This is a genomic window from Oceanirhabdus sp. W0125-5 (assembly GCF_027938815.1).
In the GTDB taxonomy this organism is placed as follows: Bacteria; Bacillota; Clostridia; order Clostridiales; family Clostridiaceae; genus Oceanirhabdus.
In genome coordinates this window covers 5,338,095-5,357,866 of the sequence record NZ_CP115913.1, presented here as the reverse complement: position 1 = coordinate 5,357,866, position 19,772 = coordinate 5,338,095, and the positions used below count along the sequence as shown (strand labels likewise).

At 30.7% G+C, this 19,772-nt stretch carries 16 protein-coding genes; 11 read left to right on the top strand and 5 right to left on the bottom strand.

The features are described from left to right. Positions 1–15: 15 nt before the first annotated feature. A complete protein-coding gene (locus tag OW730_RS24845) occupies positions 16–2,115 on the top strand; it encodes a methyl-accepting chemotaxis protein (RefSeq protein WP_271226742.1) in 2,100 nt (699 codons plus the stop codon). A 95-nt stretch (positions 2,116–2,210) separates the two neighbouring features. Here the strand turns inward: OW730_RS24845 and OW730_RS24840 are convergent, their stop codons facing one another. The 3 genes from OW730_RS24840 to OW730_RS24830 all read right to left on the bottom strand — a co-directional run bounded on the left by OW730_RS24840 (position 2,211) and on the right by OW730_RS24830 (position 4,339). Further along, positions 2,211–3,254: a class I SAM-dependent methyltransferase gene (locus OW730_RS24840; protein ID WP_271226741.1), complete on the bottom strand. Its 1,044-nt coding sequence runs from the start codon at positions 3,252–3,254 to the stop codon at positions 2,211–2,213. Between the two features lie 416 nt (positions 3,255–3,670). After that, on the bottom strand, positions 3,671–4,096 hold the full coding sequence (locus tag OW730_RS24835) for a CBS domain-containing protein (protein ID WP_271226740.1): 426 nt from the start codon (positions 4,094–4,096) through the stop codon (positions 3,671–3,673). 24 nt (positions 4,097–4,120) lie between these two features. After that, positions 4,121–4,339, bottom strand: coding sequence for a DUF3892 domain-containing protein (locus OW730_RS24830; RefSeq protein WP_271226739.1), 219 nt, complete (start codon positions 4,337–4,339; stop codon positions 4,121–4,123). A gap of 198 nt (positions 4,340–4,537) precedes the next feature. Between OW730_RS24830 and OW730_RS24825 the strand changes: the two genes are divergently transcribed. Further along, positions 4,538–4,741 carry a heavy-metal-associated domain-containing protein gene (locus OW730_RS24825; RefSeq protein WP_271226738.1) on the top strand — a complete coding sequence of 68 codons (204 nt, stop codon included), beginning with the start codon at positions 4,538–4,540 and terminating at the stop codon, positions 4,739–4,741. 43 nt (positions 4,742–4,784) lie between these two features. Here OW730_RS24825 and OW730_RS24820 read toward each other — a convergent pair whose 3' ends face one another. Beyond that, the gene (locus OW730_RS24820) at positions 4,785–6,575 is read right to left on the bottom strand and encodes a M6 family metalloprotease domain-containing protein (RefSeq protein WP_271226737.1); all 1,791 of its coding nucleotides are present in this window, start codon (positions 6,573–6,575) and stop codon (positions 4,785–4,787) included. Between the two features lie 200 nt (positions 6,576–6,775). Between OW730_RS24820 and OW730_RS24815 the strand changes: the two genes are divergently transcribed. From OW730_RS24815 to OW730_RS24785, 7 genes are all read left to right on the top strand, one after another. Further along, complete coding sequence (locus tag OW730_RS24815) at positions 6,776–7,495, top strand: MBL fold metallo-hydrolase (RefSeq protein WP_271226736.1); 720 nt, start codon at positions 6,776–6,778, stop codon at positions 7,493–7,495. A 107-nt stretch (positions 7,496–7,602) separates the two neighbouring features. Then, positions 7,603–8,703 (top strand): Fe(3+) ABC transporter substrate-binding protein, encoded by a 1,101-nt coding sequence (locus OW730_RS24810; RefSeq protein WP_271226735.1) that lies wholly within the window; start codon positions 7,603–7,605, stop codon positions 8,701–8,703. Positions 8,704–9,012: 309 nt separating this feature from the next. Further along, a complete protein-coding gene (locus OW730_RS24805) occupies positions 9,013–10,647 on the top strand; it encodes an ABC transporter permease (protein ID WP_271229627.1) in 1,635 nt (544 codons plus the stop codon). Next, the gene (locus OW730_RS24800; protein WP_271226734.1) at positions 10,648–11,325 is read left to right on the top strand and encodes an ABC transporter ATP-binding protein; all 678 of its coding nucleotides are present in this window, start codon (positions 10,648–10,650) and stop codon (positions 11,323–11,325) included. It begins immediately after the preceding gene. Positions 11,326–11,648: 323 nt separating this feature from the next. Continuing rightward, positions 11,649–12,653, top strand: a complete 1,005-nt coding sequence (locus tag OW730_RS24795; RefSeq protein ID WP_271226733.1) for a ketoacyl-ACP synthase III — start codon at positions 11,649–11,651, stop codon at positions 12,651–12,653. Positions 12,654–12,706: 53 nt separating this feature from the next. Further along, positions 12,707–14,233 carry a methyl-accepting chemotaxis protein gene (locus OW730_RS24790; RefSeq protein ID WP_271226732.1) on the top strand — a complete coding sequence of 509 codons (1,527 nt, stop codon included), beginning with the start codon at positions 12,707–12,709 and terminating at the stop codon, positions 14,231–14,233. A gap of 193 nt (positions 14,234–14,426) precedes the next feature. Further along, positions 14,427–16,337, top strand: a complete 1,911-nt coding sequence (locus OW730_RS24785; RefSeq protein WP_271226731.1) for an FtsX-like permease family protein — start codon at positions 14,427–14,429, stop codon at positions 16,335–16,337. Positions 16,338–16,379: 42 nt separating this feature from the next. On the opposite strand, the gene OW730_RS24780 is transcribed toward OW730_RS24785, so the two are convergent. Further along, complete coding sequence (locus tag OW730_RS24780; protein ID WP_271226730.1) at positions 16,380–17,441, bottom strand: hypothetical protein; 1,062 nt, start codon at positions 17,439–17,441, stop codon at positions 16,380–16,382. A gap of 293 nt (positions 17,442–17,734) precedes the next feature. Here OW730_RS24780 and OW730_RS24775 point away from each other — a divergent pair, with 293 nt between their 5' ends. Together OW730_RS24775 and OW730_RS24770 are read left to right on the top strand one after the other, a co-directional pair. Next, positions 17,735–19,081: a short-chain fatty acid transporter gene (locus OW730_RS24775; protein WP_271226729.1), complete on the top strand. Its 1,347-nt coding sequence runs from the start codon at positions 17,735–17,737 to the stop codon at positions 19,079–19,081. Between the two features lie 27 nt (positions 19,082–19,108). Then, entirely contained in the window at positions 19,109–19,735 is a 627-nt protein-coding gene (locus tag OW730_RS24770) for a hypothetical protein (protein WP_271226728.1), read from the top strand. The last annotated feature ends 37 nt before the right edge of the window (positions 19,736–19,772 follow it).

Genomic DNA, 19,772 nt, shown 5'->3' with positions numbered 1-19,772 from the left:
AGGGGGGTTATCATAATGGGTAAAATTCAATTAAAAAAAATTAAGTATAAAATGCTTTTACTTATTGGTATAGCGGTTATATTATGTTCTATTGGAGGAAATATTTTTACTATAAGAGCAGTGAGAGAAAAAACAGATAATCTAGTTAATGAGGCATCCCATGAGAAAGCTGATAAATATTCTTTAATGGCTGAAGAAATGCTATCCATGGCATCGGAAGATGCAAAAGAATTGGTGGATACAGCTTTAATTCTGAAAAGAAATCAATCAAGCAGGGAGATGCTTATAGATATTTTAAAGAGTATATTGAAGAATAATGATGACTATGCTAGAGTATGGACATGCTGGGAAGAAAATTCATATGATAATAATGATTACTTCTACCAATATACAGAAAATCATGATAAGACAGGTCGTTTGATACCATGTGCAGTTAAATCAAGGTTTGGTATAGGGGTAGAGCCATGGGAGGAATATATAAAGGAAGGCAATTATTATTTTGAAGTAAAGAATCAACAGAAACCTATGATAACTGAGCCTTATATAGGTATAATTGATGATAAAGAAGAATTAATAACTTCATTAGTATATCCTATAATTCAAAATAATGAGTTTATAGGTGCTATGGGTATAGATATAAAACTAAAAAAGCTTCAAGAGCAACTTACTGATGTAAAAATACTTCAGAGTGGATATGCGGCATTGATATCAAGTCAAGGGAAATTCGTAGCACATAAGAATATTGAGCTGCTTGGTAAAGATTTTGTTGCATTTAATGAGAATGATAAAATTAAAACAGCTATAGTTAAAGGTGAAGAATTTGATGGAGAGAATAATTCTGAATATATAAATAAAAAGGTACATAGATTGATTAAACCAGTAAATATTCAAGGAATAGATAATTCGTGGGCATTTATGGTCGATATACCAAAGGATGAGTTAAGTGAAATATCAAAGAGTGTGAAGAATAAATTGACATTTGTTAATATAATTACATTAGTTGTAATATTAGTAATTATATTTATGCTAACAAATAAAATCACAAAACCTATAGAAAAGACTACTATGATGTTAAAGGATATTGCAGAAGGTGAAGGTGATCTTACCAAGAGATTAGAGATTGTATCGAAAGATGAAATCGGAGAACTTTCAAATTGGTTTAACATATTCATAGGAAAGATAGCTTCATTGGTAGGAGATGTGAAAGAGAGCTCATTTACATTAAGTCAGAATACATCATTAATTGAAGAAGCTATAAATGAAAATAATCATAGCTTAGAGGAGGTTACTTCGTCTGTAGGAGAAGTGGCTGTGGCAAGTGAGAGTAATGCATCACTTGTTGAGGAAATTAACGCTAATCTTGAAGAGGTAGCAAATAGTGCGGTGGTAATGAAGGAAGCATCTCATGAAGCACTAGAAAATAGTAAGGAAATATTTGAAATTGTTGAACAGGGAAGAAGAAGGGTAAAGGCTCTTTCAGAAAATAATGAGGAACTTGAGAGTTCAATAAATACAATTAATAATGTTATACAAAAGCTATCTGCATCTTCTGAGAATATTGGAAAGATACTTAAAGTAATAACAGATATTTCGGAACAAACAGATCTATTAGCTTTAAATGCCGCAATAGAAGCTGCAAGAGCAGGAGAACATGGAGCGGGATTTGCTGTAGTTGCAGAGGAGGTAAGAAAACTTGCAGAAGAGAGTAAGAACTCTGCAATTGATATTACTAAGATAGTGAGAGAGATTCAAATGCTAGTAATTAATGCTGATGAATCGGCAGTAGAAGGAAAGAATATAGTAGATAGTTGCGTTAAAAGGTCAGCTGCCATAGAAAGAAGATTTAATAGAATATACGAGAGAGTTGAAGGGATAACTGTAAAAGCAGAGGAGATTTATGGTTTATCATCTCAACAGGCTGATGCCAGTGAAGAGATGAGTAATGCAATGGAGAATATATCTCAAGCACTTCAAACAAACGTACATAATGTAAACAATATGAATAATTCTATAGAAAACCAAGTAAGTATTATGGAAGAGATAACAGCAAGTGTTCAAGAGGTTAACAATAGAGCTGATGAATTAAGAAATGATACAGATAGATTTAAGATATAAAAACAAATAAAAATACTTAAGACAACAAGATTTTGAACTGCGCCCTGTCAAGTAGACAGGGCGCAGTTCAATTTATGTTTTCTTTAGAAACTAAGTTAATTCTTCTTCTTAATTACAAACAAGCATCTAGTTGCCTTTGTTAAATAATCACCACGACACTCTTCCATTCGATTATTATATAGAAACATTTGATTTTCTTCTTCAAATTTAGTCTTTAATTTTTCTAATGTTTCTTTTACTAATTCCCAATGTTTCAGATTATTATCAGTAAGATCAAAAATATCATATTGGAAGTTATGTTTTTTTAGTATTTTTCCTAAATATGAATTAGATACTACATCTGAGAGGGGGAAATTCTCATTGTTTCCAGGAAAGAAGAAAGAGGTTACTATATATCCATTATCCTTTAATATATTGTTTAATTTTAAGAGGGAACTTTCTAAATCTCTCAAGAAAAATAAAGAATCAATTGATACAATCTTATCAAAAGTATTTGCTTCATAGTCTATATCTTGAATATTATTGCATTCAAACTGAAGTCTTGAAGATTTTTGGGATGTTCTTTTAGTTGCACTATCAATTGCCTCAGAAGAAAAGTCGATTCCTAGAATATTTCCATTTGTTACATCCGAAATGTATTCTGTAATATATCCATTACCACAGCCTAGTTCAAGAATTTTGTCCTCATTACGTACATTTAATAATTCTATAATTTTTTCTAATTGATACATATTCAACATACCATGCTGACATAAGTTTTTACCATATACTGATTCACAAAATTCTTTATGTGCTTGGCTTTTTTCAGCATATGTATAAAATTCATTATAGAATATTTTATTTGAATAAAAACCTTTTATTACATCCTGCATAAAAACCTTGCCTAAATCGGTTAAGGAATATATGATTTCGTTTGCTTTCGAATCTTTAATATTTATTACTCCTTTATTAATCAAGGATTCAGCTAGGTGTTTCCAATTTCCTATCAAACTTCCAATTCGCCTTTCGATAATATAATCAATGTTTGACTTGGTAGCATCACGGTTTTTGCGGGTTAATGTGACTATTACAGAGAATAATTTAATTTCAGGATAACTTAGTGCTGTAACCATATCAGTAGCAATTGTCTTGTTCTTCATGGACAAACCCCCTAAATATTTTATTTTCTAGATTAACTAAGAAGACACTCTTATTATTCTACAGGTAATACATGGAAAATGGTAGTCTTTTAATTAATGGAATTTTATGGTATAATATAATTAAGGGGAAGTTTATTTTTACGACAAAAAAGAACTAATATAACAAAAGTTATATTAGTTCTTTTTTTCTTGTTTATTGATAATTATCAATTATATAATTAATGGATAAGTCTCCCGGTATAAAAGTTTTTTACTGTAATATAAGATTAAATACTATACATAAAATACAATATTTTATCTAATATAAAATAAGTAAAATTCCATTATCCTAAAGAATGATAAAATGTAGATTCTCATGTCAGTGAGAATCATCCATCATTCTCAATTCTCAACTCTCCATTCTCAATTTGTTTTTATTATCTGTGTGGTTGAGCAGGTTGTGAAATATTAGTTAATGCTTCTTCAGCTTCATCTTGTGCTTGAGATTCTATAGCCATGTCTCCCAGTGCAACTATTCCCACAAGTCCTTTTTCATTACATATAGGCAGACGTCTTACTTGACGATCGCTCATTAATCTTGCAGCATCATTTACATCCATTTCTGGAGTACCAGTTACAATTGAGTTAGACATTACTTCTATTAATGGTGCAGCTGTATCTCTACCTCCAGCAACTGTTCTTATAGCGATATCTCTATCAGTTATAACTCCAATAACTTGTTTGTTTTCACATATAGGAATTGAGCCAATATCATGCTCTTTCATTAATCTTGCAGCAGTTTCTACGGTATCGTGCTTACTTAATGTTATTACATTTCTACTCATTATATCTCTTACATCCACAGTTAATCACCTCGTATTATTATTTTAGAAACTTGGAAGATTATCTAGTATTTGATCTGGACTTGTTCTTGGAGTTGAAGTTATTACATCTACTCCATTTCTGTTTTTTCTTACAACAGTTGAATCAAGTTGCCCAGCTCTAGCAGCAGCAACAGCTTGAGTTGCTGTTAATACTTCACCAGTATTAGTCATTATGTTTGTAATATCACCATCTTGATTTTTTCTTACTTTCACAACTTTCATTGGTTTTCTCCTTTCTATAAAAAAATCATCAATAATATTATTTGTAATAAAATATAATTAATCCTTAAAAAATAATAAAATAAATGTGATTATTAAACACATGCATTAAAAAATGTAATACATAAAAATTAAAATAAGAACTAAAAATATTATTGAAAAGATTAATTTTTGATAATTAAAAAAATTAAGGAGGAAGTTATGAATTCAGTACATTATAATATAGGTGGACTTGCAGGTCCTGAAAGTAAAACAAGAGTTAAAAATGCACTTAATAAAATAGAAGGTGTTCAAAATGTTATTGTTGATGTTCCTAGAGGAACAATAGAAGTTAAATATAATGAAAAAACATCAGAAGGAGAAATAAGAAATAGTATAGAAAATACAGGATACACAATAGAGTAAATAATAAAAAGGACCATCTGTGTTAGATAGTCCTTTTGCTATATTAATTTTCAAAGAAAATATCAAAAGTTACAACTCCATTTTCTTCAACGATGTTTTCAATTATTAATCCAGTTATACCCTTTTTATTCACGTCCCAACGGTAGTATGAAAGAGTATTTGGATTAGATTTTATATTTGAGTTTAATTCAGTAATACCATATTTTCCAGGGAATACATCACCACAATCACCATCATTAATACCTTTCTCCATATCCCAGTTGCCATCAGCTTGAACTACAGCGATAGCATAGTGATTTTCACCAGTATCTTTATCTCTATAGTTTCTACCACGATTGTTCCAATCCCAGTTTGCAGCTTCGTTTGGTCTATTGAAATTTCTAATGAATACATTTTCATCAATATGGTATACAACTAAACCATGTAAATCCTTTGGATTTTCGTCAAAATTATATTCAAGACCAGCATCATAACCTGTTTGTTGACGATTTTCGATTAAGAAATATTCTCTACCATTAGAACCAGGAACTTCAACTTTTAGTGCTTGAGGATATTCAGAAGCAGGTTTTAAAGTTATTGTTTGTCTACCATCTTCAGGTTTAAATTCTCTAGGTTGAATAAAACCAAGATAATATTTAGACCATGCATCCATGTGAGTAGGAGTATTATCACTATACCAACGGTAAGGTATATTACGTCCAGATGCTCCACTAGCCATTAAGGTAAAAACACCAGTACCTTCTGAATCATATCCGTAGTCGTATTGATCAGGTAATCCTAGTTGGTGTCCGAATTCATGAGCAAAAACACCAGGATAAGCAGGGGAAGGTTTTCTTCCACCTTCAATATAATAACCTGAAATATCTTGACCAACCTCTGGAACTGTATTATATTCATTAACCACAACACCATCTACTGTAGTAAATCTTAAATCTGCATCATTAGGGTATTCACCAGTTTTATAATAATCTCCAAAGTATGAAGCACTAATAATATCCCATTGGTGTGACCAGATTATACTAGGATCAGCACTATACTCTGCTCCAGTACCTCTATGGATAATAAAGACATTTGGAACTATTTGAGTATAAGTTTCACCATCTTGTTCAAGGGTATCGCCTTCAATACCAAGTATGTCAAAATCACCAGGTTTAGCATCTACAGCATATTCAGTAAAATCTACATCTTTATCTGCCAACATAAGGGCATCTTTAACTAATTCAGCAAAATTAGCATCACCATTTTCATTATAATATCCATTATTTTGTCCTAAGTAGTACTCATAAGAATGAGGTAAAGTATACCATCCTACTACATCAACATCTATTGAGAATTGTCCATAACTAACTTCGTCATAATAATTTCTTAAAGTTCTATCAGTAGGAGCTTTAACTCCTTCATATTCTGCTAACCATTTGAACATTTCAAGATCATATGGATTATACTCTGTTCCATTCATCAAATCCTGGAATTTTTCTTTAGGAATCTGTTCATAATCTACTCCTGGAACATCACTAATATTCCCTTCAGAAACAGGGAAATCAACTAAAATAGCTATACCTTTATTATCATGGCCTCTTACATCTTTATGAGTTAAATTATCAAGATTTCCTGGTTGAAAATAGGATTTACCCTTATAACCATGAAGTTTTTTACCTTTAAGCTGCTTACCTTCAGACTTTAAATCTTTAGCGAAATCTTTATCTAACTTTTGATAATTAGGTAAAGATGGAGCAAATTTATCGGTTGATGCCTTAGCTTGAGAAAAGCCAACTAAAGATAGCATTGAAAGGGATAGTGAAAAAGCAATAATAGATTTTAACGGTTTTTTCATACTTACCTCCTAATATTAAAAATTAAGTGTTAATAAAACAAAATCAAATATGTAATTAACACCATATAATAAAATTTATGAGAAAATCAGTGATTTATTCTAAAAAGTTCAGGGGATTTAATTTTGAACAAAGTGGTTATAGTATTATTAAGTAATTTAAAATATTAAGAATTTCAATATAAGAGAGAGGATAATTACATATGAAAGATCTATTTTTTACTGGTATAGGAAGTGCATTTAATCCTAAGCTTGGTAACAATAGTGCATTTATAAAAAAAAATAAAAATTTAATTCTTATTGATTGTGGAGGAACTGTTTTTTCAAGACTGCAAGAATTGAATATGTTAGACAGAGTAGATAAGGTATACATAATAATAACTCATACCCACCCAGATCATGTTGGAAGTCTTGGAGAGGTAATATTTTATTTGTATAATATTTTGAAGAAAAAAGCTACTGTAATTTATCCTAATAAGGAGTTTATTCAAAGATTTTTAAGTAATATTGGTGCAACTACTAAACAGTATTATCTAGAAAGTGAGAATATTGTTAAGGTTGATGATGATGAATTTGGAGAATTCTCTATAGAGTTTTTACCAGTTTCTCATGTTAAGACAATACCATGTTATGGTTTTATTATGAATATTGAAGGTGAAAGTTTTTATTATAGTGGCGATTCTAACAATATTGAGAATAGAATACTTATGATGTTGAAAAATGGGGAGCTTCACAGAGTGTATCAGGATACTTGTGGTTTAGATTATAAAGGTAATGCCCATATTTCTTTAAGAAAACTAAAAGAATTAATAAGTATTGAATATAGGAATAAGGTCTATTGTATGCATCTTGATCAACATATTACTAGAAAAGATATAGAAGAGAGTGGGTTCAATGTTGTAGAGCAATACAATGGATTTTAAAATAAAGGACAAAATTGGAAATGAGAAAAGCATTGACATGAAAATGATTATCATTTATACTTAGCTTAGAAAAGAAAGTGATAATCATTTTCAATAGGAGGTATTTTATGAAAGTTAAAGGATTATTAACTGCCATTGGTATGGCAGCTGTTATAGGGGTGACAGCCCTAACTGGATGTACAAGCCAGAATAATGAGGTTAAGGAAAACACAAAGAATAATGCAGTTGAGGAAAAGGTTGAAAAGAGCGATGAGAAACAAGTTGTAAATCTTTACTCAGACAGACATTATGATACTGATGAAGAGTTGTACAAGCTATTCACAGAAGAAACAGGAATTGAAGTTAATGTTGTAAAAGGAAAAGCTGATGAGCTTATCGAGAGATTAGATAGAGAAGGTAAAGATACTGAGGCTGACTTATTAGTTGTTGCTGATGCAGGAAGATTACACAGAGCAGAAGAAAAAGGATTACTTCAAGAAGTTGAGAGTGAAACTTTATTCAACAACATTCCAGAAAATCTACGTGATGATAACAATAATTGGTTTGGATTAACTATGAGAGGAAGAGTAATTGTTTACTCAAAAGATAGAGTTAACCCATCTGAGTTAAGCACATATATGGATTTAACTTCACCAAAGTGGGAAGGTAAAATCTTAGTTAGATCATCTGAAAACATATACAACCAATCATTATTAGCATCATTAATAGAAATTCATGGTGAAGAAAAAGCAAAAGAGTGGGCTGAAGGTGTACTTAAGAACATGGCAAGAGATCCAGAAGGAAATGACAGAGCACAGGCTACAGCAGTTGTTGCTGGAGAAGGTGACTTAGCTATAATGAACACTTATTACATCGGTAAGATGTTAAACTCTTCAAATCCAGAAGAAGTTAAAGTTGCTGAGAATGTAGGTGTATTCTTCCCAGATCAAAATGGAGACGGTACTCATGTTAATGTGAGTGGAGTTGGAATGACAAAAGAAGCTAAAAACAAAGAGAATGCTTTAAAACTTATGGAATTCTTATCAAGTGAAAAAGCACAGAAACAATACGCTCAAGCAAACTATGAGTATCCTGTTAACAAAAATGTTGAAGCATCTGAGTTATTAAAGTCTTGGGGCGAGTTTGAAACACAGAAGATTAATCTTTCTAAATTAGGAGAGAACAACAGCAAAGCAGTAAAGATATTTAATGAAATAGGGTGGAAGTAAGTAAAAAAGCGAATGGATAATGGATAATGTAGAATGATTGATATTTCTCTCCGAGAAATTTTAATTTTATTGTTCAACTCACAATAATGGCTCACTTGTTTCATTTAGATGAAACATTGTATCCTAAATACAATATTTTATCTAAGATAAAATGAGTAAGATACTATTGGCTTAAAGAATAATATAATGTAGTTTCTGACGAGAGTCAGAAACATCCATCATTATCAATTATCAATTCTCCATTATCCATTTGTTTTAAAGCACGCTTAGCGTGCTTTATTTTTTTAGGAGGTGGTAGAAATGTTTAACATGAAAAAAGTAAAAAGAGAAACGAATTTCTGGAGTGTAAGTAGTGTTATTATGGTACTTCTTATAGTGCTTCCCAGTATAAATATATTCATGAATCTTTTTAAAGGTGCAAATGAAAATTGGGATCATATAAAGGAATATTTATTGAAAACTTCTATGATGAACACAATTATACTGGTCATAGGGACTGCCTTATTAACAGTGGTTATTGGTGTTACTTTAGCATGGATTGTTACAATTTATGATTTTCCACTTAAGAAATTTTTTAAATGGGGATTGATTTTACCACTAGCAATACCACCATATATTGCTGCATACACATATAGTGGAATGTTGAACTATACAGGTGTGATTCAGAGTACTTTGAGAAATACATTTAACATTACAGTTCAACAGAAATATTTTGATATTACTTCAATTAAAGGGGCTATTTTTATATTTACTATGTTTCTTTTTCCATATGTTTTTACAATAACAAAAGCATTCTTTGCAAAACAATCATCTAACCTTATAGAAAGTGCTAGAGTGCTTGGAAGCTCAACATGGGAAATATTTTTTAAAGTAGCATTGCCAATTTCACGAACAGCAATTGCTGGAGGAGTTACACTAGTAGCTCTAGAAGTTATTAACGATTATGGAGTTGTAAAATACTTTGGGGTAACAACATTCAGTACTGCTATATTTAAAACATGGTTCTCATTAGGAGATATAGATTCTGCCATAAGGTTATCTTCATTACTGATGATGTTTGTTATTGTTGTTTTATCCGGAGAAAAGGTATTAAGAGGGAGAAAGCAGTTTTCATATACAAGTTCAAAGATTAAACCTCTAAAACCTATAAAACTTAAAGGAGTTAAAGGGGGAGCAGCATTTACTTATTGCTTCGTAATATTTTCTTTAGGGTTTATCATACCAACTGCACAACTTATTCATTGGTTTAGCTTATCATATGAAAAGATTCTTACTGTAAAGTTTTTGATTCTTATAAAGAACACTGTAATTGTTGGGATTATTGCTTCTGTTCTTATAATTGCTGTAGCAACTATAGTGGCTAATTTCAGTAGAATAAGTAAAAGTGGCTTTGCTAGAATATGTTCTAGAGTTATCACTTTAGGTTATTCTATTCCAGGATCAGTAATATCAATTGGTGTGATAAGTTTTTTCATATTGATAGACAAAAAAATGAGCTGGTTATATGAAATATTTAATAAAGGTGGAGGAAGATTAGTATTAACCACAAGCTTAGCTATGCTTATATTTGCATATATTATAAGGTTCTTAGCAGTAGGGTTTAACACAGTAGAGGCTGGATTTGAGAAAGTAGGTAAGAAGTATTTTGAGGCTTCAAGAATGTTAGGAATGAATGTTACACAGACATTTTTCAAGGTTGACTTTAAAATGATAAGACCAGCGGTTTTAAGTGGATTTTTATTAGTATTTGTTGATATTTTAAAGGAGCTACCTTTGACGTTAATATTAAGACCATTTAACTTTGAAACCCTTGCGACAAAAACCTTCGAATATGCAAATGATGAGATGATACATGAGGCTGCTATTGCATCCATATTTATAATAATTATAGGAGTTATTGCTGTATTCTTATTTTATAGAACTGAAAAAGAAGAGGTGAGATAAATGTTTGTTGAGATAAAGGAATTGTTTTTTAAGTATAAAAATGCTAAAAGAAATACAATAGCAGATTTTAATCTTGAAATTGAACAAGGAGAGGTAATATCCATTTTTGGCAAGAGTGGAAGTGGGAAAAGTACAATGCTTAGGATAATAAGTGGACTTGAGATTCCTGATATAGGGTATATAAAAATAGATGATAAAGTGATGGTGGACAAGGAACAATTTATTGCACCTGAAAATAGAGGCGTAGGTATGGTTTTTCAGGATTATTCTCTTTTCCCTCATATGACTGTTGAGAAGAACATTGAGTTCGGACTTAAAAACATGAAAAAAGATGAGAAAAAAAAGCGAGTTGATGAGGTGCTTTCTCTCGTGGATATGATGGAATATAAAAAAAGATATCCATATGAGCTTAGTGGAGGACAACAGCAGAGGATAGCAATTGCAAGAGCAGTTGCTCCAAGACCATCAATATTATTATTAGACGAACCTTTTAGTAACTTAGATAAAGAGCTTCAAGAGAGTATAAGGGAACAAATAAAAAATATTATAAAGCAATGTGGAATTACATGTATATTTGTTACTCATGACAGAGATGACTGTAGAGCTATGGCCGATAGAATTGTTATATTAAAAGAGGGCGTTATTGAAGAAATAATTAAAAATGATAATTTATATTAAGATAGAATTAGACTATGGAATTTTTTATTTTTCATAGTCTTTTTATTTTTACAGGAAATTTAATCTGTTTATTTGAAAATTTACTAGTTATCAAAAGTTAAATCAATTTTAAAATATTTTTTTAAAGAATATTATATGGTTTTATAGAAATACATTATATTTATAGAGAAAAATATTGAAATAAATCGAAAAAAAGAGCTTAATTTGAAGAATTTATTGCAAATTATTACAAAATAAAACATAATAAAATGATATAATGATTATATAAAAAATATTTTTTACATTAATAGATTTTAGTACGCGAAAAAATGGAGGGATTTGATGTGTTTAACAATGTGCATATCGTAGGGATAGCGGCTTATCATCCAAAATGTAAAGTTGAAAATTGTGAATTTTTAGAACGATTTAGGCAGTGCGGGCAAGAGGAGCATTTAAAGCATCTAATGAGCAAGGTAGGAAGAAAAGTTAGAACTCATGCTAAAGATGGCGAGAATAGTATAACCATGTCTGTTGAGGCTGCAAATAAAGCTCTTGAAAAGGCAGGGATAAAAGCAGCGGATATAGATATTATTATTTCAGCTACTGATACACCAGAGTATTTAATGCCTTCATGTGCAATGATAATAAGAAATAAAATTGGTGCTAATAAGGCTAAAGTTGTTTTTGATATGAATAGTAACTGTGTTAGTATGGTTAATGCTATGGATGTTGCATGGAAATATCTTAAAACGGATAAAAAATATAAGAGAGCAATGATTGTTGGATCTCTTGTGGTTAGTCCATTCACAAAAATGGATGATATGATAACATCACCTTTAGTAGGTGATGGTGGAGCTGCGGTTATATTAGAAGCAAGAGAAGAGCTTGAAGAACGAGGATTTTTAAATTCTGGAATGTTTACAGATGATAGTTATAATGAAACAATAAGATTTCCGGCTTGTGGACTTCAGAATATAGCAAAAGAAGCTGTTGATATAAATGAAAAGAAAATGCAATGGAACCCATTTGATTTTAGTTTCTTATCAGAAGAATGGACAAAGTTAATAAATTCATTACTAGAGGAACGAAATATTAAAGCTAAGGATATTTCAGGGTACTTCATGTCACAATTTTCTAAAGAAGATATAATGATTACCATGGATAATCTAGGTGTTGATGCCAGAAAAGCTACTTTTGTTGCAGATAAGTATGGGTATACAGGAACAGCAAGTCCTATAATGGCTCTAAATGATACTTTGAATGAGAAGAATTTTAATAAAGATGAGTATATAATATTTTGTTCAGTAGGAGCAGGATACATAATGGGTGCTATGCTTTATAGATGGTAACAGAAGATTATACTTACGGATAGAAGGGATTATTTTTACTAGGAGGGGATAGTATGGAGAATGGTGGAATTTTAGAATATCAGAAAAAAACGTTAAAATTTGTGCTTTTGGCCTTTTCAGTAAGTGGGTTTTTAGCCATAGGTGCTTTTTTAATAATGAAATTGTTAGAGTTATATGATACATACACTATATTTGATCTTATCGTATTAACGGGAGTAGTTACAAGTGAAACTGTTTTCTTTATATTATGCCATAAGAAAATAACACGAAATCAAACATTTAACTTGAAGTATTTTAGTGCTTTAAAGGTGATAATAGTATTTATGTGTATAGTAAATTACTTGTTATTTGTATCAATAATACCTTCAAAAGTGTTTTGGATGAGTATTTTTTACTTTATGATTTTGGTTGCATTATTTCTTGATATGAAGATAAATATTATATTTTCAGTAATGAGCATAATAATGCAGATAGGGGTATTCTATTTCATACCAGAAACACTTCCTAGTAAAGATATGTTTGTACAAGAGTTAATAATGAGGGGAATGATCATTGGATTTATTGTTACTGGAATATTATTGTTTACTTATTTTGCATCTACATTATTGAAGAATATTAATGAGAATGAAAAAGTATTAATTGATAAGAATAATGCTATAAATGAATTGTTAAATAATATAAAAATATTATCATCTGATGTACTTGTATCTAGTGAGAGTATGTCAGAAATAGCTGAAGAAGAAAGTTATACCCTTCAAGATAGCACAAACACTGGTAATATACTTATTGAGTATAGTGATAGAATGCTTAAGGAAGCAAAACTTAATAAACTAAGCATTGATGAACTTAAAAAAATTAATAATGCTATTTCAGAGAAAATTGAATTGAGTGATAATGTATCAAAGGATATTGTCCATAAGTCTAAAGAGAATGAAAAAAGCCTAGGAGAGGCCCTTGATGTACTTGATAATATGAATAAAAGTATAGAAGAGATGTCAAATGAAATGGATGAACTATATGATAGAGCAAAGAAGGTTAATGAAATTCTAGTTATGATAGGAGCAATTGCAGAGCAGACCAATCTTCTTGCGTTGAATGCATCTATTGAGGCTGCAAGGGCTGGAGAGGCTGGAAGAGGTTTTGCTGTTGTGGCAGATGAAATTAAGAAATTATCTGAGAACACTAGCATTTTTCTTGAGGATGCCTCAAAGATTATTAAGGAGCTGAATAATAATATTTTAAAAATAGAAAAGTCAATGAATAGTTATGAAAAAAATGCAACATATGGATCAAGTTATGTATCTAAGGCAGTAGAAAATGTTAAAAATATGATAAAAAGATTAAATGAATTAGGTAATCACATAAGTATAATTAATGAAATAAAGGATGAGCAGTCTGTTAAAACTGTTGAGATAGTTCACTTTAATGAGAAGCTTCTCAATATTACAGGGGAGACAACGGATAAATATACAGAATTGATTCAAGGTATACATGAATGTGCAGCAGGGGCAGAAGAAATAGCTTCTAATGCAGAGGCACTTAAAAATATAGTTATAAAAATGAATGAATTGCATGGGTAAAAGTAAATGAAGTTGTACAAGATATCTTGTACAACTTTTTGTATAGTTATAAAATATGAAATTAAAGAAGATATGATGTATGTTACATCAATGTAACATTTATTAGGAAAAGTGTAATGAAGATATATGGAACATTAATGGAAAAGATTGTATTATATTCATATGAAGTAATTAGGATGAGGGGGGATTGAGTATGAATACTATTAATATAGCTCGTAAAAATATGGGAAGTAATATAAAGACTTATGGAATACATTTGGTAGCTATGATTTTTTCTGTAATGATCTATTACAATTTTTCATCATTAAAATATAATGCAGGGTTGTTTGAGGCAAATGGATTTGGTGGAGCTATAAAGTGGGTTGCGGGAGCATGTGCATTTTTATTGATATTATTTTTAGCATTCTTTATATGGTATTCTAATTCTGTTTTCTTAAAGCATAGAAAAAGAGAAATAGGAATATACTCATTTATGGGTCTAAGAGGAGAAGAAATAGGTAGAATATATGCTGTTGAAACAATTTTTATTGGAGTAATAGCAATATTCTCAGGTGTATTATTAGGAGTATTAACAAATAAGTTATTTATAATGATTTTATTAAAGGTAATGTCTGAATCTATTAAAGTGAAATTTTATATTTCCAAGGAAAGTATATTAGAAACTATTCTAATTTTTACAATATTTTTTCTTATATCGTCTTTTACAGGATATATAAATATATGCAGAAGCAAGCTGATAGATCTTTTTAATGCTGCTAAAACTGAGGAAAAACCACAGAAAATTAGTGTTCTTAAAGGGATATTATCTATAGTAATTATGGGATTTGCATATTATTACTATGCATATGATTTTAATTATACACATTTTAATAGAATTCCTCTTGTTGTTGGATTAGTTGTAGGGGGTACATTTTGGTTATTTCAAGCATTAATACCTTCCATGATAAAAGGAGTTCAGAGAGATAAGAAGCTATTCTACAGGGGAGTTAATATAATAGCTGTATCAAATTTGACTTATAGGATAAGAAAGAACTACAAGAGTTTAACAGCAGTTGCAATATTAGTTGCAAGTTCAATAACTGCTTTTGGGTGTTGTTATTCTTTTAAATATGATATGGATATAGCAAGAAGATTAGATGCGCCATTCCACTTAGGAGTCATATCACAAAAGGAAGAAGATTATAGTAGTGTAAAGAATATTATAAAAGAAATTAAAGTAAGTGGTACAGAAGTTCAGGAGATAATTTCAGTAGACTTTATAGAAATGGGATTAATACCTGAAGAGGATGGAAATGTAGATTCTGTAAATCACATTGTGGCTAAATATTCAGAGGTTGAAAAACTGGTAAGAGCTCTTGAAGGTGACAAAGGGGAGAAGATATTAAGCAATATTGATGTGGGTGAAGGTAAAGTAACATATATTAGAAATTCAGGAAGCGGAATAGCTGTTATTTATCCATTGAATCTTAAGAGAGATAATGTGGAATTTACATTAACCAAGGATGTGTCATGTCCTACTTTTGGAAAGATATATAATAAGTTGTTTTTGATAATGGGAGATGAAGATTATGAAAGATATAAGGGGAATTTAAAAGAGTATAGATATACAGGTGTAAATATTAAAGATAAATCAAAGCTTATAGAAATAACTAATAATTTAAAAGATAAGTTAAGTGATAATAAATTTTTCTCACAATCATTTATTAATCCAAAAGATTATGCAGAAAGTATAGTGGTAGCTTTCTTAGGGGGAATAATGGCAATGGTATTCATGGCTGCTTCAGGGGTTATGGTATACTTCAATATTATAAGTGAAGCATATATGGATAAAGAAAAATATGAGAGGTTGATGAATATCGGTGTGACTAAAGGGGAGATTTGGTTAGTTATAGTTAAGCAAGGTGCAATTCAATGTATCTTACCACTACTTGTAGGGATATTACATGGGTGTGTTGCTTTAAGTGCACTTTCACATATATTGTATAATAATCAAATAGTGCCTATAACAATTTCAATAGCAACTCTTTCAATTGTTTATATAATATTTTATTTTTTAGCTATAAATAAATTTATTAAGGTTGTTACAAAGAAAAGAAGAAGATAATAAAAGGCCCCCCAAGGAATGACTTGGGGGGACTTTTATAACTTATAATGTTTCGTTTTGATCATCTGTTAATTTAACAGCAGGACCTTTTCTGTGAGGCACTTTAATACCGGCATCTTTAAGCTTTTGAATGAATTCTTCTTTAGTGATTTCTTCATTTTTAAGCTGCTCTTTTAATTCAGAAACTAATGCTCTCTGCTCCTCAGTTAACTTTGCTGCTGGACCTTTTCTCTCTGGAAGGTCAATACCAGCTTCTTCAATCATAGTTTTTGCGTCTTCTTTAGTGATATCACCATTTTCAACTTGCTCTCTTATATCTTGTAAAAGAGTTTTTTGCTCATCTGTAAGGTTTTGGTGGAACTTATGTTTCATTCTTTGCCCCATTCCTTCAATACCAGCATCTTTAAGTTTCTGAATAAATTCTTGTTTTGTGATTTCCTCATTTTTAAGTTTCTCTTTTAATTCAGAAACTAATGCTTTCTGCTCTTCAGTTAGCTTAACATCAGGGCCATTTCTATGAGGAAGTTTAATGCCAGCTTCTTCGATCATAGTTTTTGCTTCTTCTTTAGTGATATCACCATTTTCAACTTGTTCTCTTATATTTTCTAATAAAGCTCTTTGTTCTTCAGTTAACTTAACAGCAGGACCTTTTCTCTCTGGAAGTTCTATACCAGCTTCTTCAATTTTAGCTTTAGCTTCTTCTTTAGTTAATGTACCATTTTCAACTTGCTCTCTTATTTCTTGTAATAGAGTTTTTTGCTCATCTGTAAGGTCCATTTTAAAATCTTTTCTAGCTTTTGAGTTTATTCCTTTAGAACCATTAAACTCTTTTCTTCCAAAGAAATTTATACCTGCTTCATCAAGTTTTGTTTTAGCTTCTTCTTTTGTTAACTCACCATTTTTAACTTGTTCTCTAATCTCATCTAATATGTTCTTTTCCTCTTCAGAAAATCTTGGAGCTTTTTCAAATTGTCTGTTTTCTACTTTCATTGGTTTTCTAAAAGTTGATGAGTTATCAGTTCCTTCAGCTAAAGCAGATACAGTTGGTGCTGTAATCATAGCTCCTAATAATACTGGTAAAAAGTACTTTTTGATTTTGTTCATAATTAATTCCTCCTAGAAAATTTGTTTTATTTTTTGTTATTGTTTTCTGTTTTGTAAGTTTATTGTGTCTTGTCTATGAGTTTATTATAATAATCAAATTTAGAATAATTATGGTAAGATTATGTGAAAATATGTGATTAATAAATATGGAATGTAGTAAAAATGTTATATGTAAAATGGTAAAAGTGGAATATGTAAAATAAATTAACTTTTAATACTTTAACTAGGAGTATTGATAAAAAAAGTAAATAAGGGTATAATGTGGGTGAAAATATAATAAGGGGGAGATACACATGTTTAAAAAGTTTACTAAAGGATGTGTTAATCTAGTTCAAAGATGGTTACCGGACCCATTCCTTTTTGCTGTAATACTTACTTTTATTGTTCTTATTTCTGGTATAATATTTACTGGACAAGGGCTATTGGCAATGGTAGGGCATTGGAGTAAGGGATTCTGGAGCTTATTAGCATTCTCAATGCAAATGGCATTAGTACTTGTTACTGGACATACTATGGCAAGTGCTAAGGTATTTAAGAAAGGACTAAGAGCGTTAGCTAGAATTGCAAAGACACCTACAAGAGCAATAATGATAGTTACTCTTGTTTCAACACTAGCTTGTTGGGTAAACTGGGGATTTGGACTTGTTATAGGAGCTATATTCGCAAGAGAACTTGCAAAAGAAGTTCGTGGAGTGGATTATAGATTACTGATTGCATCAGCTTATTCAGGATTTTTAGTATGGCATGCAGGTATCTCAGGATCAATTCCATTGAAGTTAGCATCTGGTGGAGAGGGATTAGCAACTGCTACTAATGGTTCTGTTACAGAGGCAGTAGCAACTTCAGCAACAATTTTCTCACCATTTAACCTTTTAATAGTAGGTATTTTGGTTATTACATTACCACTTGTAAATAGAGCTATGCATCCTAAGAAGGATGATACATTTACAATTGATCCATCACTTCTTAAAGATGTTGATGAGAGTGCGGCAGAGCTTGAAAGAACACCAGCGAATAGAATTGAGAACAGCAGTATAGTTTCAATTTTAGTAGGTGTTTTAGGATATATATATATAATAATGTACTTTAAAGACAATGGATTTTTACTTAATCTAAATATAGTTAACTTTATCTTCTTATTCACAGCAATTATATTACACGGTAATCCAAGAAGATTCCTTAATGCAGTACAGGAAGCTGCCAAAGGTACAGCAGGAATTATACTTCAGTTCCCATTCTACGGTGGAATTATGGGTATGATGACTGGAGCAGCAGCTGGAGGATTATCATTAGCTGGACAAATGTCAAACTTCTTCGTTAATATTTCAACAGTTAAGTCATTCCCATTCTTTACATTCTTAAGTGCAGGAATTGTTAACTTCTTCGTACCTTCAGGTGGAGGACAATGGGCAGTTCAAGCACCTATTATAATGCCAGCCGCTGCTGATTTAGGAGTACCTACAGCAAAAGCTGCAATGGCAATAGCATGGGGAGATGCATGGACTAACATGATTCAACCATTCTGGGCATTACCAGCACTAGGAATAGCAAAGCTTGGAGCTAAAGATGTAATGGGGTATTGTATAGTTGACCTTATTTACTCTGGTGTTATCATCTCAGTACTATTGACTATATTCTAGGAAAGTTAATAGAGTTACGGAGGAATTATGAGAAAAATTTTAAAGTATGCTTTGATTTGTATAATGATATTAATAGTATTAACATTAGGTATTCTTTTGTTTAATGTTATTGATAGAAATGAAGCAGGTTATACAATAGATAGCATGGAGAAACTTCAAACACATAAAGTTGATATTGGTGAGCTTCAAGAAATTGTAATCATTAATGGAGAAAGTGAGCATTGGAGATTAAACAATTTTAAAGTATTTAACTTTGATCAATATAAAATTACTGGAACGGGAACAATTGAGTTCTTAGGTAGTAAGGAAGAACTTGATAATATGACATTCTTTTTCCCAAGGATAACAGTAAAAAGTGAAGAGCCACATATGGAGGAAGATTTATGTGGTGACAGCTATAGTGTTAATAATTTAGGTGGGACTTCAATATTTACTGAGAATGAAGAAGGACAGTGGATATATGAGATACAAAGGTGGATGTCTAATTTCTCTAAAAATGATGTAAAAACGTATCACGAAAATGTGAAAATTTTAGTTGAGATTCAATATAAAAATGAGAAACATGACAGCATAAAGGAGATACTACATGCAGAGGTTCTTGTCATAAATAAAGAAATTTTTGAGGATATTGGACGATTTGGTTTTTCTCATTAAATAGATTAAGCGGAAAAAGTTAAAGAACTACCCCAAG

Bases quoted from the DNA above. Each gene is read 5' to 3' on its own strand.
- OW730_RS24845 (WP_271226742.1), top strand. From the start codon at position 16: ATGGGTAAAATTCAATTAAAAAAAATTAAGTATAAAATGCTTTTACTT.
- OW730_RS24840 (WP_271226741.1), bottom strand. From the start codon at position 3,254: ATGAAGAACAAGACAATTGCTACTGATATGGTTACAGCACTAAGTTAT.
- OW730_RS24830 (WP_271226739.1), bottom strand. From the start codon at position 4,339: ATGAAAGTTGTGAAAGTAAGAAAAAATCAAGATGGTGATATTACAAAC.
- OW730_RS24825 (WP_271226738.1), top strand. From the start codon at position 4,538: ATGAATTCAGTACATTATAATATAGGTGGACTTGCAGGTCCTGAAAGT.
- OW730_RS24820 (WP_271226737.1), bottom strand. From the start codon at position 6,575: ATGAAAAAACCGTTAAAATCTATTATTGCTTTTTCACTATCCCTTTCA.
- OW730_RS24815 (WP_271226736.1), top strand. From the start codon at position 6,776: ATGAAAGATCTATTTTTTACTGGTATAGGAAGTGCATTTAATCCTAAG.
- OW730_RS24810 (WP_271226735.1), top strand. From the start codon at position 7,603: ATGAAAGTTAAAGGATTATTAACTGCCATTGGTATGGCAGCTGTTATA.
- OW730_RS24805 (WP_271229627.1), top strand. From the start codon at position 9,013: ATGAAAAAAGTAAAAAGAGAAACGAATTTCTGGAGTGTAAGTAGTGTT.
- OW730_RS24800 (WP_271226734.1), top strand. From the start codon at position 10,648: ATGTTTGTTGAGATAAAGGAATTGTTTTTTAAGTATAAAAATGCTAAA.
- OW730_RS24790 (WP_271226732.1), top strand. From the start codon at position 12,707: ATGGAGAATGGTGGAATTTTAGAATATCAGAAAAAAACGTTAAAATTT.
- OW730_RS24785 (WP_271226731.1), top strand. From the start codon at position 14,427: ATGAATACTATTAATATAGCTCGTAAAAATATGGGAAGTAATATAAAG.
- OW730_RS24780 (WP_271226730.1), bottom strand. From the start codon at position 17,441: ATGAACAAAATCAAAAAGTACTTTTTACCAGTATTATTAGGAGCTATG.
- OW730_RS24775 (WP_271226729.1), top strand. From the start codon at position 17,735: ATGTTTAAAAAGTTTACTAAAGGATGTGTTAATCTAGTTCAAAGATGG.
- OW730_RS24770 (WP_271226728.1), top strand. From the start codon at position 19,109: ATGAGAAAAATTTTAAAGTATGCTTTGATTTGTATAATGATATTAATA.